The organism is Staphylococcus simulans, assembly GCF_002902285.1.
Taxonomy (GTDB): Bacteria; Bacillota; Bacilli; order Staphylococcales; family Staphylococcaceae; genus Staphylococcus; species Staphylococcus simulans.
This window is the reverse complement of record NZ_PPRU01000041.1, coordinates 1-14,564: the sequence shown is the minus strand read 5'-3', so window position 1 is coordinate 14,564 and position 14,564 is coordinate 1. Positions and strand designations below refer to the sequence as shown.

Here is a 14,564-nt window from a genome sequence, read left to right as displayed (position 1 = left end):
ATTATATTCACAGATAGAATAAGCGAGCTAGTAAAAGAATTAATGTATTTAAAAATAAAAAAAGAATTATATAATAGCAGTAAATATACTGATTAAAATTAAGTATGAGACAAATCTTGTTACAAGGTTTGTCTTTTTTTGTTAAAAAATTAAATTTATCTAATCGCTCCCCCCTAATTATGACTTTTGGATATGCTCCTGATTAATAAAAAAATATGGATTATGATAATAACCGAGCAACGTTGCTTATATCAATTCCCGGGAATTGAATTAAATTAATTTTGATATAGGAGAGTTGCCTAATGTGTAAAGAAGTTAGATTAACTCACCAGTATGGTGAAAGTAAAAGTGAACATAAATTTGAAGGTCAGATTGTTTTTCCCGATGGATTTAGCTCTAATATTGTATTCCAATTAAGTGAGCGTGCTAATTCACTTCTTACTTTAATGATTGGTACAGGGCTTATGCTACCAAAAGGATCATATTTTTCTTGCAATAGTATATTAGATGAAATTGGTGACGATGTTTATTCAGATATTTACGACGAGGAAATTTTTGTAATTAATCATCTTTTTGATTTGTATTTTGAATGTCGATGCTCTTTGTATGAGTTAGGTGAGGAGGACAACATTAAATATAAAATATTTAAAAGATAAAAATTACATGTCTCAATGCTTAATAATAGCATTGAGACCATCTTATTAAAATTAAATTATTAAATAGATAAAAGAAGGAGAATATATCATGATGATGAATAATAGTAAAAGTAAAGATTCAGAAAATTTTAGAATGAAAATAGTGTTTTTACCAGAAAGTACTAAAACGCAAGAATGGTTGATTAAACTTAAATCAGATCAATTAGAATGTTTGAAATTAAAGGAGCAGTTCATTCGTTCTTCAGAAGAAAAGTGTAACGATCTTGCTCCAGAGGATAAAACTGAGTTAGACAAATATGTTCATATTCATCAGGAACTAGTTCCTCTAAAACAAGATATAGAAGCTAATGGATTTAAATTAAATACTCAAATGCTGTCTAAAGTAAAAACTCAATCTTTAAATAAAGCTAAAAGTGATAGTCATTGGGAAAAATTAGATAAAAACTTCAATGCACTAGAATTAGCCATTGATGGTAATCAAAAGTTGAATACTAAAATTTCTTTAATTGGGACTCGCACTCATCGTATAACGACTAGAAGGTTTAATGTTCAAGGGTTATCTAAAGAAGTGAAGCAACTTATACTACCAACGCAATTTAATAAGGTATTTATGATTGATTTCAAGGCGTTTGAGCCATCTGTTTTAGCTTATTTGGCGAATGATAATCATTTGAAAGAGTATCTCAATGGCAGTCAAGGTTTATATGACACACTACTCAATAACTTATCTCTTCCAGCAATTCATCGTAAGCTTGTGAAGCGTGCATTCATAGGTTCATTCTTGTTTGGTGGAAGTTACATGAACGGCAAATTTAAATTGAAGCAATATATATCAGAAGATGAATGGAATAAAGCAATGAGCAAGTTTAGCAATGTAATAAAGCTAAAAGAACAAATTGATAATAAAAAGATAATGAAGATGCCTTATGGTATCACTCACGATATGAAGCATAGCCATGGAAGCAGTATTATGGGTCTATATGTTCAAACAGCTTCTAGTTATATTTTTAAGAATATCTTATGGGAAGTATATCGACATCAGTGTGATCAAGAGGATTTCAGAATTATGCTCCCAATTCACGATGCCATTATGATTGAGTGTAATACAGATGAAGTTGCAGAGCGGGTTAGACAATTAATGGAAACAAGTGCCAATCACTTGTTTGGAGATAACTTTGCTCATACCACAATTGAACAATTAGGAGGAAATCATAATGACAAATAATAGAGGACAAAGTTTATCAATACCATCAGCGTCAGCGCTAGTTAAAGATAATATTTACGTTGCAAAACTGCATTCTGTTGGACTATCAGATTTTGAAGATAATAAGCATGTATTTACTTATGAAGTAGTTCTACATGGCCAAATATATAAAATTCGAAGAAGTATTGCTTTAAACCCTAGTGATAATCAAATTTCTATTTCTCAGTGGCTAGAACGCCATAGTAATTATAGTCCTAGTCATACTAAATATGGTTCCTATATAGATCATGAACATTTAATACTTGTTGGTGAATACGAAGGTCGTTATTTTGTACGTGATGTAGCACCATTAGAAAATAATATGGAGGATAAAGTAAATGAATAATACGATGAAATTAGCAGAACAATTGTTAAGTGAAAATAAGGAGGCAATCGACCGTAATGGTCTGATTGCGCTTCTTGAATCACAAAATACAAGCGATAATGAGGAAGATTTACCCCAAGCTGAAGAAATATATAACTTATTGATTGAAGAATTGAACTTTGAAATAAGCACTGATATTAATTATCGTTCAAATATTTACAGTTATTATGGTATAAAAAACAAACCTAAGGATACTGACCTTGTTCAAATGGCTACACAAATTTTGAATGTTAAACGTTTTGAGTCAAAATTATTTGTGTTCTCAAAAGAAGGATGGCAAAAACTAGATGATAGTGAATTAAGAAGTATAGTTGGGAAAACTATTCAGGTTATATTAATTGATTATACGCCTACCCAAAGCGAATTGAAGAGTGTCATAGATGGCATGAAAGAGTCCGCAGATATAGATGAATTGGTAGAAGATGAACGGTATATAGGTTGTCATCACTATTTATTCGATTTAGAACAATTTCAAGTCATTGATAACTCAATCGATATCTTTCCGAAAACGCGATTAGATGTAGAACTAGATAAAAGTGATAGTATTACTTCATCCATACCGCCTCATTTTGGTAAATATATATCAGAATTAGCTAATTTTGATGATGATTTAAGATATTTCCTTATTCAACATACAGCTGTATTACTCACAGCAAACCGTAAATTACGACGAGGGTTAATTTTTTATGGTACAGCAAATAATGGTAAATCGGTATATATTAAGTTAATGAGATCATTCTTCTATCGTCAAGATGTTGTTTCTAAGACGTTAAACGAACTGGGTGGTAGATTTGATAAAGAAAGTCTAATTGGTAAGCGATTGATAGCAAGTGATGAAATTGGGGAAGCAAAAATAGGTGAAAAAACCGTTAACGATTTCAAAAAGTTATTATCAGTAGAACCCATACATGTTGATCGTAAAGGACGTACACAAGTAGAAGTCAAATTAGATGTAAAACTTTTATTTAATACGAATGCTGTTCTAAATTTCCCTCCAGAACATGCGAAAGCTTTGGAGCGAAGAATTGCTGTTATACCTTGTGAGTATTACGTAGAAAAAGCTGATATTGATTTAAATGACAAATTAAAAAGTGAGAAGAAACATATCTTTTTATATCTAATGTATGTATATAAACAAATGATGATTGATGATATTGAAAGAATTGAAAATGAAAAAGTAACGGAATTGACTCATGATTGGCTTAATTTCGGTTATACATTCATGGATAAGTCTAATACATCAAGAGATAAGCAAAAAGAATGTATTAAATTACTTAGAAATACGATAGTTAAAAAAGAAAATAGTCGACTTAAAGTATCTGATTTAAATAATCAAATAAAGAAAAAGCTGAGTTTAAGTAGCCAAAATATCAAACAACTCGTGAAGTTAAATTTTGATACTGATACCGTACTTAATAATGGATATGAATATTGGATTGACTTAGATTGGAAAACGACTCAAGAAGAAAACAATATTATCCCAAATAATAAAGAAATCAGTGAATCGATTTATGAAGATGATCAAGATGATTGGATTCCAGAGGAGGATGACGAGCTATGAACCAAGAACAACTTGATGCTTTTGTAGAAATTTTATTGCCTATGATAGAAGAAAGATTGAAGTCATAAAATGAGTTAGGGCACTTTGAATGATAGGTTCATCTTCGAACCTATCTCTTTCTCAAAGTGGTAAAAGTGATAAAAATGTAATGAAAAAGAAAATAAATTTATATTATAACGTTGAGGTTGAGTAAGACCTTGAAATAAAAAGTAAGGAATGATGTTATATGAAGTGCAAAGTAGCTATTTATACAAGAGTAAGTACCAAAGAGCAATTGAAACAAGGCTATTCTATTCAACAACAAGCAGACTTACTGATTAAAAAAGCAAAGCAAATATTTCCGGATGATGAATATGAAATTTATAGTGATGAAGGTATCTCTGGTAAGAATATCGAAGCAAGACCGGGAATGAAAAGATTATTAGAAGATATAGAAAATCGACAAATTAAGGTTGTGATGAGTTGGAAACTTAATCGTCTTTCACGTTCGAATCGAGATATACAAAATATTATTTACGAATTTAGAAGAGGCGGCGCCTATTATATCTCTATTTCAGAAAATATTGATACATCAACACAAAATGGCGAAATGATGATAGGAGCATTTGGATTAGTTGCACAAATAGAACGGGAAACCATTGTTAGTAATGTAAAGATGGGGATGAATGCGAAAGCGAAACAAGGTGAAGCTATTACAGGTAGGGTGCTAGGTTATATTTTAAAACCTAATCCTCTAACAGGTAAAAATGAACTTGTCATTGACGAATTTGAAGCCAACATAGTCAGACAAATTTTTGACCTGTATTTAAATCAAAATAAAGGATTAAAAGCAATTGCGAACTATTTAAATAAACAGGGCTATCATACAATAAATAAAAAACCATTTAGTGTATATGGTGTGAAATATATTCTAAATAATCCCGTATATAAAGGCTATGTACGTTTCAATAACTATCAAAATTGGGCAGTGGAACGACGAAGTGGCAAAAATGATAAAAGTAAAGTGATATTAGTTCAAGGTAAGCACAAAGCGATTATTGATGAAGAGATTTTCGATAAAACACATGAGAAGTTAGCTGCTAAAAGTTTCAAACCTGGTCGACCAATTGGTGGCGATTTTTGGTTGAGAGGGTTAATCAAATGTCCTGAGTGTGGAAATAATATGGTATGTAGACGAACATATTACAACACAAAGAAATCAAATGAGAGAACAATTAAACGTTATTACATTTGTTCATTATTCAATCGTTCAGGTAGTACAGCTTGTCATAGTAATGCAATCAAGGCAGAAGTCGTCGAAAGTGTGGTATATTTTCATTTAAGACGTATTCTATCTCAACCTCATGTGGTCGAAACGATCGCAACACAGGTTATCGATGCTATGGAAAAGAAAAAAGCAAACCAAACGAAAATGAGTATTGATACGAAGTCATTAGAGAATCAAAAGAAAAAGTTACAGAAAAGAAAAGAACGATTGATTGATTTATATTTAGATGAAGAAATAGATAAAGAAACGATGCAAAACAAACAAGATAAACTTAATGTGCAAATAGAAAAAATAGATGAACAGTTAAAGCAGGCTGAGGCTATGAATAAAGTATCTCAAGATATAGCCATACCTAATTATAAGAAAATAAAAGGTCAATTATACGTGATGCTATACCGATTTACAGGCTACATGAAAAAGGCAAATCCCGAAGCAAAAAATAAATTAATGCATATGTTGATCGATTCCATAGAAATTACCACCGATAAACAAGTTAAACTGATTAAATATAAAATAGATGAATCTCTTCTCCCACAATCCATTAAAAAGGATTGTGGGAATTTTTTTATGCCTAAATTTAATTTTGTGATAAATGTCACAAATGAAAATAGGATTGAAAATTTATCACTTTTACCACTTTTTTAGAGTGACAAAAGTGGAGGGATTTTGAAATATTTTATAAATATATATTTTATTTATGGAGTACACATTATTAATTAAGGAGGTCATTATAATGACGCTAAGCAAACAACTTAAAACGTATATTACTGAACGATTTAAATTAAATTATCAAGAAACTTGGGCTTGTGAAACCGTAGATGCGGTGGCTGAAGATGTATTACCTGAAAAATATATTAAAAATAGTCCACTTGAACATAAAGTTTTAAATACTTTTACCTATTACAATGATGAATTACATGAAATCAGCATTTATCCTTTTTTATGTTATCTAGATAAGGAATTAGTAGCAATAGGTTATTTAGATAATTTTGATTTAGACTTTATATTTTTAAATGACACTCATCAAATTATTATTGATGAACGCTACTTGTTACAAAAAGGGGGCGAGTAATTATGAATTGGATCAAGGTTGCTCAACTATCTGTTACAGTAATTAACGAAGTGATTGACATCATGAAAGAAAAGCAGAATGGAGGAAAATAGTATGAACATCAATCGATATATCACAAGAGGAATTAATGAACACCTATCTCTAGACCTTCAAATCTTACTTTGGAACATGGTAAAAGAACGAGACAATCAACCTCATACAGATTACCTACACATTTTCAAACTACAAGAAGATGATAATATGTTGTCAATTACACATGAACAAGAACAGCCCGCATACAAGTTAGAATATCATTATACAAACTATGTAAAAAATCAAAACGCAATACCTAAGAAAGTCTACGTCATCCGAGAAGATGATGTAGACGTTTTTTATTATGTGATGCTTTTACCAGAAGAATACTAAAAAGGAGGAACAAATATGAAGACAATTAAAAGTACCATACGCACAGAAGCTATATTTAGCAAGGATGAAAAACACCGCTATTTACTCAAGAAAACATGGGATGAAAAGAAACCCGCTTGTACAGTGATAACCATGTATCCTCATTTGGATGGCGTATTATCACTCGATCTTACAACTGTTCTTATCCTCAATCAATTAGCGAATTCTGAACAATATGGCGCTGTATATCTTGTAAATCTATTCTCTAATATTAAAACTCCAGAGAATCTTAAACATATTAAAGAACCTTATGATAAACACAGCGACATTCATTTAATGAAAGCGATAAGTGAAAGTGACGCAGTGATTTTAGCCTATGGTGCTTATGCGAAGCGTCCCGTTGTTGTCGAACGCGTTGAGCAAGTGATGGAAATGCTAAAACCTCATAAGAAGAAAGTAAAGAAACTCATCAATCCAGTAACAAATGAAATCATGCATCCGCTTAACCCTAAAGCACGTCAAAAATGGACATTGAAATAAAAGGAGGATTATCTATGAACCATGACACTACACAATCAGATTGGCGAATAGTTGCTAATTGTTTAGAATCGCAAAATTATATATCGATTGTAAAAGGATTAGTACATCATTTCACAGCGATTGAAAATGAAGAAATACTTGAAAAGATTTATGAAGATTTTATGAATGATGATTCTATTACAACGGTACTTAACAATGATTTCCAAGAGATTATTAATTATTACCTATCAAAATAAAATTATATGACTTTTTAATAAAATTAGAGCATCCTTCACTTTGCGGTGAGGGATGCTCTTATATTTTTTTCTAAAAAATTATTATTAGCTAGTTCTAAAATATATTCTATTTTGGAAGATATGCTTATATCTGCTAATATATAGGTGTGAAATGTAAAAACACAATTGGGTTGGTAGTCCCAATGCAAATGTAGTATTTGTCAGTAACCTTCCTCCTCAGGTCGTCCTTCATTTCATAGAAATTAAGAGGAGGGACAACATGAAACTCACGATTTTTCATGACGGTCAATTTTTTGTAGGGTTAATTGAATATAAGCAGCAACAAAAATCATTTTTTGTAAAGTATGTATTCGGAACAGAACCAGATAGTAAAACTATTTTTAAGTTTATTAACCAACGCCTATTAAAATTGATTGACAATAGTAAAGCTTCAACCAAAACTAAGAAATCTAAGAATAAAATTAATCCTAAAAAATTACAGCGTAAAGTTGCAAAAGAGCAAAAAAAACATCCGATAACAACACAATCTCAACAGGCTTTAAAAAAAGAACAAGAGCTTAAAAAGAAGTTGTCTAAAAAGAAAAACAAGCTCCAAAAAGAAGCAGACAAAAAAAGAAAGCGAAAAATTAAAGTGATAAAGGCTAAAGAAAAACATAAAGGTCATTAATATAAGAGCATCCCTCACTTTGCAGTGAGGGATGCTCTTTTAGTTTATTTTTTTATTGGTTACTCGCCATAAGCTCTGCTTGTTCTACGACTTGCTCTACAGCCATTTTTTGTAAATCTGGTGGATAGCCATATTTTTTAAGCAATCGTCTAACAGCTACGCGCATTTTAGCTTTTGCGCTATCACGTTTAGACCAATCAACTCCCATATTTTCTTTCACTGTTTTAGTTAATTCATGAGCAATCGCACGTAGTTCTTTGTCTTCCATCGCTTTTTTCGCTGTTTCATGTGAAACTAAAGCATCGTAAAACGCAATCTCATCTGAATTCAGACCTAATTCATTTCCTTGTTGTTGTTCTTGTTTGATATCTTTAGCGAGTTGAATGAGTTCTTCAATCACTTTAGATGTTTCAATGGAACGACTATTATATTTATTAATCGAGTTTCCTAACATTTCCGAAAAACGTTTAGATACTGTCGCATTCGTTTTCATTAATGATTTGACTTGCCCTTTGAGTAATCGATTTAATAATTCTACCGCTACATTTTTTTGTTTCAAACCTTCGACATCTTTTAAGAAATCATCTGATAGGATTGATAAATCGGGTTGTTCAAGACCTAGCGTTTGATAAACATCAATGACATCTTCAGTCACAACAGATTGTGACACAAGTTGATTAATCTCTGCTTCAACTTCTGCAGGCGTTTTACGTGTTTTTCCTTCTTTTGGCGGTTGTAACAATTTAACAAGACCTGCTTTAACCGCTTTAAAGAAGGCAATTTCATCATTGAGTTCTTGGGCTGTGTGTTCAGTCGCACAAAGAGCAAAGGCTTTCCCTAATTCTGTGACTGTTTTAATAAAACGTTGACGTTCATCTTCACCTAAACCAATTACATAATCCATCGTATTCGATATTGTATAATAACGTTCAGATTTTTTATCTGAATTAAATTTAGAATAATCAAGATTATATAACATATCTTGAATTACATCATACTTCAATAACATCAATTCAACCGCTTTATCCGTATCTATTGCCGTTTGAGCTTGATCAGATTCTGTATATTCTTTAAGTGCCTCTTTTAAACTTTCAGCGATACCTACATAATCGACAATTAAACCACCCGGCTTATCTTTAAACACTCGATTAACTCGAGCAATTGCTTGCATCAAATTATGCCCTTTCATCGGTTTATCGATATACATCGTATGCATAGAAGGAACATCAAACCCTGTGAGCCACATATCTCGAACAATCACAAGTTGTAATTCATCATTCACATCTTTCATACGTTTTTCTAATAAATTGCGACGTTTTTTGGGACCAATATGTCTTTGGAAAGAAGCTGGATCACTAGATGAACCCGTCATTACCACTTTAATGATTCCTTTATCATCATCATCTGAATGCCATTCTGGTTTTAGACGAATGATTTCATCATATAAATCAACAGCAATTCGACGACTCATCGTTACAATCATTCCTTTACCTTTCATGGCTTGTTGACGTGTTTCAAAATGTTGGATGATGTCTTTCGCTAGGGCTTCGATACGAGGTTTTGCGCCTGCAAGTGCTTCAACTCGTGACCATTTTGATTTTAAACGTTGTTTTACATCCTCTTCTTGATCTTCTGTAATGTTATTATATGCTTCATCTAAATCTAAATTTTGAGGTAGATTTAATGGAATTACACGACTTTCATAGTAAATTTTAACCGTACTTCCATCAGCTACAGCTTGTGTCATGTCATAAACATCGATATAGTTCCCAAAGACCATTTGCGTATTTTTATCCGTTGAAGCTACGGGCGTGCCCGTAAATCCTACAAACGTCGCATTCGGTAAAGCATCTCTTAAATACTTCGCATAACCATATTTAATGCCTTCCCCTTTATCATCGTATTTTGCATTAAAACCATATTGTGTACGATGCGCTTCATCTGCCATAACAATCACATTTTTACGTTCTGTTAGGGCAGCCATAGTCGTTTCATTTTGTTCAGGTTCAAATTTTTGCATTGTTGTAAATACAATACCGCCCGACTCAACAGATAATAACGATTTTAATTCTTTACGTGTTTCAGCTTGTTTTGGCGTTTGTCTTAATAATCCTTTACCAGAACGTCCTTTTGATTTAACAAACGTACTGTACAGTTGGTTATCTAAATCATTACGATCTGTTACAACGACTAAGGTTGGATTATTCAGCATTTGAATTAATTTTCCAGAGAAAAAGACCATGGTTAAACTTTTACCAGAACCTTGGGTATGCCAAATAACGCCGCCTTTACCATCACCTTGCCCAGATGAAGCTAATAAAGCTCTGTCAACGGCTTTATTAACGGCATAATATTGATGATACGCTGCTAGAATTTTACTGATATGTCCTTTGCCATCATCTTGAAATAAAACAAAATATCGAATTAAATCAAGTAGTGTTTCAGGATTTAACATCCCATGAATCAGCACATCTAAACTAGCTAAACTTGAGGATGATTCAGTTTCTCCATCTTTGGAACGCCAAGTCATAAAACGATCATAGTTCGCAGTTAGTGAACCAGCTTTTGTATTAATACCATCACTTGTAATAAGCACTTCGTTAAATGTAAATAATTGTGGAATACGCATTTTATACGTTTCTAATTGATGATAACCGTCTTCGACGCCCACGGTTTCATTAGTTGAATTTTTAAGTTCAATCACAACGATAGGCAAGCCATTGATAAAGAGGACAATATCTGGACGTTTTGTATAGTCTCCATTAACAACAGTCAATTGGTTAACTGCTAAAAAATCATTATTTTGTGGATGTTCAAAATCAACGATTTTAACAATTTCTACAATCGATTGTCCTTCGTCATCGTAGTCTTCGATTTCAATACCATTAATCAAATTTTCATGAAAGGTAAGGTTATTTTCTAAAAGGTTGGGTGACTTTTCTAGTGTTAATTCATGTATCGCTTTTTCGATAAAACGAGGATGGATGTCTGAGTTAATTTTTCTTAATGCTTTCTCTAAACGTTCATGAAGAACAACATCTTTATCGCTTTTACGTTCTGGTGCTAGACCTGCCGTACTAATTTCATTACCTTTTTTATAGTCATAACCTAGTGATTTTAACCATTCTAATGCAACTTGTTCTAAATCATCTTCATTAAATTGAAAGTTCATCCGTATTCACCTCGATATCATCAGGTATTTCTATTTCACCAGACATGAGTTTAGGAAGAAGCGTATCTCGCAAGTCAACTAAAATTTCATTTTCTGTATTCAATTTTTCAATTTTTTGCATATATTTTTTAATAATTTCATTAAATTCATTTGCTATATTTAAATCAATAATAATAGGAACTTTTAAAATCATATCTTTTGAAACTCTAAGTACAGTAGTTCCAGTGGCGCTACCTTCAACAAATTCTCTATATTTATTGGTTTGCATTAAAAAATATGCTACATATTTAGGCAAAGTAGACTCCTTTACTTTAAATACATCTAAACTATAAATCATATTTTCGTTTAAATTTGGTACTAACGCAGGAGCACCTAGCATTTTTCTGTCTTGAGTCAAATCAGTAGCTGCTATAATAATATCTCCCGCCTTAACTTTATGCTTATCTTTAAAGTCTCCAAAATAATATTTTGTCTTTTCATTTTTAAATCCACTATAAAATTGAAAATTACTTAGTGATAACATTGGAATAGATTCTTCTATTTCATTTTTTTTATCTAAAAATTTCCCTTTATAAGATAAACCTTTATCTAAATCTATGTAATTACCTAGCGTAGTTTTTCTCCAGTTCTTAGGAATTTTTCCTAATTCACTATCAATCATTTCTCCACCACTAGATTTATAAGGATTACCATCTTCATCTGGAAATTCAAAATCTACAAACCAACGTTTAAACAATGTTTGTGAAAGTTCTTCAAGGTTTGCTATGATTTTCTTGTTTATTTCTATTTTATCATCTAAATTTTTCAAAATTATAGCTATTTTTCTTTGGTACTCTATAGTAGGTACTTCACATTTATATTCAAGAATTGAATCTTTTTGTGCACGTTGTCTACCAGAGGTACCTGTCATAGATTTAATAATAATTTCTCTAACTTTTTTAGTTCTGAATAGATAATATAAAAATTGTGAATCTAACTTATTATCAATAGGTCGTAAAACAAAAAATTCGGTAGATCCAAAAGCTATTTCATCATCTTCTAGAATGTCTACATAAGCAGTTTTTCCGTTTTCTAAACAAGGTGTGATTCTTGCTAATAAAGTATCTCCATTTTGAAATTTAGATCCGCTTTTAAATTCTTCAATTGTAAAGTTATCGATCTTTTTTTGAAATTCTTTTATATTTTCCATGGCTATTTTTTTAGCTTTAGAACCTTTTTTTAGAGTCATTCTAGGATTAACTTGTAGAAGTTCTTTCAATTTAAATTTATTAAACTCCATAACCTAACCCCTCCAACGATTTACGGATTTGATCTTCAAGTTCTTTTGATTTTGCAAATTGTTCACTTAATTCAGAAGTAATACGTTCCATTTTTTGTTCAAATGGTTCTTCATCTTCTTTAACATCGGCTAAACCGACATAACGTCCAGGCGTTAAAATGTATTCATTGTTCTTAACTTCTTCTAAATTAGCTACTTTACAAAAACCAGCTACATCTTCATATGATCTATCGTTTGTACCTCTCCACGCATGATACGTTTGTGCTACTTTTTGAATATCTTCATCTGAAAATTCTTTTAATGTTCTAGTTACCATATGACCGATTTCACGAGCATCAATAAATAAAATTTCATTTTTACGTTCTTTTTTACCGTTTTGACCTTTATTATTACTAATGAACCAAAGACATACAGGTATTTGTGTTGAATAAAAGAGTTGACCTGGTAAGGTAACAATACATTCCACTAAATCTTGTTCGATAAGATTTTTACGAATTTCTAATTCATCTTTTCCACTTGTAGACATCGATCCATTGGCTAATACGAATCCTGCTGTACCATTAGGTGCTAATTTGGAAACCATATGTTCAATCCATGCATAGTTAGCATTACCTTTTGGCGGAATACCAAATTGCCAACGATAATCATCAAGTAATCGTTCTTGTCCCCAATCACTTGCATTAAAAGGGGGATTAGCTAATATGTAGTCTGCTTTTAATCCTTTATGTAAATCATTATGGAATGTATCAGCATTTCGTTCACCTAAATTATTATCAATTCCACGAATTGCTAAGTTCATTTTTGCTAATTTCCAAGTCGTAGGGTTAGATTCTTGTCCGTAAATCGCAATATCGTCTAATCGACCTTGATGTTTCTCAACGAAGCGTTCACTTTGTACAAACATCCCACCTGAGCCGCAACATGGATCGTAAATGCGTCCTTTATAAGGTTCAATCATCTCAACTAATAATTTTACAATTGATGATGGTGTATAGAACTCTCCGGCATTTTTACCTTCCGCACTTGCAAACTTAGCAATAAAGTACTCATACACTCGACCTAATACATCTTGTTTACGACTCTCTGTATCGCCAACTTTAAATGTAAATAAATCAATAATATCGCCTAATTTTTCTTTATCTAATGCAGGACGCGCATATTCTTTAGGTAACACACCTTTTAATGATTCATTTTCTTTTTCAATCGCAATCATTGCTTTATCAATCATTTGTCCAATTTCAGGTTTTTTCGCATTATCATTGATATATTGCCATCTTGCTTCTTTTGGAACCCAGAAAATGTTTTCTGCTAAATATTCATCTTGATCCTCTTCATCAGCATAAGGATCTTGCTTCAATTCTTCATACTTTTCTTCAAAAGAATCCGATACATATTTTAAAAATATTAAACCTAATGCTACGTTCTTATATTCAGCAGCATCCATGCTTCCTCTTAATTTATCGGCAGCTTGCCATAATTTTTCTTCAAAACCTATCGTTGCCATTAATAACACCTCTTTGATTACTATTAGTTTCAATATATCAAAAAATAAATACTTATTGTGTAGGTTTTTTGCTAATATTTTAATATGAATAATCTTTTTTGTGAAAATAAAATATTTATGGGAGTGTTTTTATTGGATAAAATTCGAATAAAAGAAGAATTCAATATGTTAAAAAAAGAAAAGTATGTGAATGAGTGTTTTAAAAGAAAAGGGAATAGTAAATTAATAACTTTCAAATACTTATTGCCATTTAAAATACCTATAAGTGAATTTGAAAATATTGATTTTATAAATGAAGAAAACACATTTATGATTTTCAACCACTTAGAAGATAATGTGTTGGAAAATGATAATATCAAACGAGATAGAAAAACCTATGTTGAAATAACTTCAATAATCAAGCACAATCAGTTTAAAAAATTGAAATCAAATTCTACTTCTAGGGAATCAAAGAAAAGTAATAGTCTAACGGAAATTTTTAATAAGCAATTTAATTGTCTAAATAATCTTATTAAAATTATTAGCGTTAAATATCAGTATCATAATATATACCAGCTATCATTAGGGGATATATTAAGTATTCCATATTATGTAATAT

14 protein-coding genes are annotated in these 14,564 nt (G+C 31.3%); 11 read left to right on the top strand and 3 right to left on the bottom strand.

Annotated features, from left to right (window positions below; translation table 11 throughout):
• The first annotated feature begins 302 nt into the window (after window positions 1-302).
• From CD112_RS09855 to CD112_RS09805, 10 genes are all read left to right on the top strand, one after another.
• Window positions 303-656, top strand: a complete 354-nt coding sequence (locus CD112_RS09855; protein WP_002504077.1) for a hypothetical protein — start codon at window positions 303-305, stop codon at window positions 654-656.
• Between the two features lie 88 nt (window positions 657-744).
• On the top strand, window positions 745-1,881 hold the full coding sequence (locus CD112_RS09850) for a DNA polymerase (RefSeq protein WP_002504271.1): 1,137 nt from the start codon (window positions 745-747) through the stop codon (window positions 1,879-1,881).
• Window positions 1,871-2,245, top strand: coding sequence for a hypothetical protein (locus CD112_RS09845; protein WP_002504272.1), 375 nt, complete (start codon window positions 1,871-1,873; stop codon window positions 2,243-2,245). Before CD112_RS09850 ends, CD112_RS09845 begins: the two co-directional genes overlap by 11 nt.
• Window positions 2,238-3,845, top strand: a complete 1,608-nt coding sequence (locus CD112_RS09840) for a DUF5906 domain-containing protein (protein ID WP_002504273.1) — start codon at window positions 2,238-2,240, stop codon at window positions 3,843-3,845. The genes CD112_RS09845 and CD112_RS09840 overlap by 8 nt, the downstream gene beginning before the upstream one ends.
• Before the next feature lie 226 nt (window positions 3,846-4,071).
• Window positions 4,072-5,757: a cassette chromosome recombinase CcrC gene (ccrC, locus tag CD112_RS09835; protein WP_032603677.1), complete on the top strand. Its 1,686-nt coding sequence runs from the start codon at window positions 4,072-4,074 to the stop codon at window positions 5,755-5,757.
• 88 nt (window positions 5,758-5,845) lie between these two features.
• Window positions 5,846-6,184, top strand: a complete 339-nt coding sequence (locus CD112_RS09830) for an SAUGI family uracil-DNA glycosylase inhibitor (protein WP_002504276.1) — start codon at window positions 5,846-5,848, stop codon at window positions 6,182-6,184.
• A 93-nt stretch (window positions 6,185-6,277) separates the two neighbouring features.
• On the top strand, window positions 6,278-6,589 hold the full coding sequence (locus CD112_RS09820; protein ID WP_002449385.1) for a DUF960 family protein: 312 nt from the start codon (window positions 6,278-6,280) through the stop codon (window positions 6,587-6,589).
• Window positions 6,590-6,604: 15 nt separating this feature from the next.
• Window positions 6,605-7,108 (top strand): DUF1643 domain-containing protein, encoded by a 504-nt coding sequence (locus CD112_RS09815; protein ID WP_002504277.1) that lies wholly within the window; start codon window positions 6,605-6,607, stop codon window positions 7,106-7,108.
• Window positions 7,109-7,122: 14 nt separating this feature from the next.
• The gene (locus CD112_RS09810) at window positions 7,123-7,344 is read left to right on the top strand and encodes a hypothetical protein (RefSeq protein WP_002504278.1); all 222 of its coding nucleotides are present in this window, start codon (window positions 7,123-7,125) and stop codon (window positions 7,342-7,344) included.
• 259 nt (window positions 7,345-7,603) lie between these two features.
• Window positions 7,604-8,011 carry a DUF2992 family protein gene (locus CD112_RS09805; protein ID WP_002504279.1) on the top strand — a complete coding sequence of 136 codons (408 nt, stop codon included), beginning with the start codon at window positions 7,604-7,606 and terminating at the stop codon, window positions 8,009-8,011.
• Between the two features lie 52 nt (window positions 8,012-8,063).
• On the opposite strand, the gene CD112_RS09800 is transcribed toward CD112_RS09805, so the two are convergent.
• Genes CD112_RS09800 through CD112_RS09790 form a run of 3 tightly spaced genes read right to left on the bottom strand, consistent with a single transcriptional unit; the run spans window position 8,064 to window position 13,966 of the window.
• Entirely contained in the window at window positions 8,064-11,183 is a 3,120-nt protein-coding gene (locus tag CD112_RS09800) for a type I restriction endonuclease subunit R (protein ID WP_103364226.1), read from the bottom strand.
• On the bottom strand, window positions 11,167-12,462 hold the full coding sequence (locus CD112_RS09795) for a restriction endonuclease subunit S (RefSeq protein WP_002504281.1): 1,296 nt from the start codon (window positions 12,460-12,462) through the stop codon (window positions 11,167-11,169). The genes CD112_RS09800 and CD112_RS09795 overlap by 17 nt, the downstream gene beginning before the upstream one ends.
• Window positions 12,452-13,966 (bottom strand): class I SAM-dependent DNA methyltransferase, encoded by a 1,515-nt coding sequence (locus CD112_RS09790; protein WP_002504282.1) that lies wholly within the window; start codon window positions 13,964-13,966, stop codon window positions 12,452-12,454. The genes CD112_RS09795 and CD112_RS09790 overlap by 11 nt, the downstream gene beginning before the upstream one ends.
• Window positions 13,967-14,089: 123 nt before the next feature.
• Between CD112_RS09790 and CD112_RS09785 the strand changes: the two genes are divergently transcribed.
• Window positions 14,090-14,564, top strand: a 475-nt coding sequence (locus CD112_RS09785) for a hypothetical protein (protein WP_258026716.1), incomplete at its 3' end; no start/stop codon positions are given.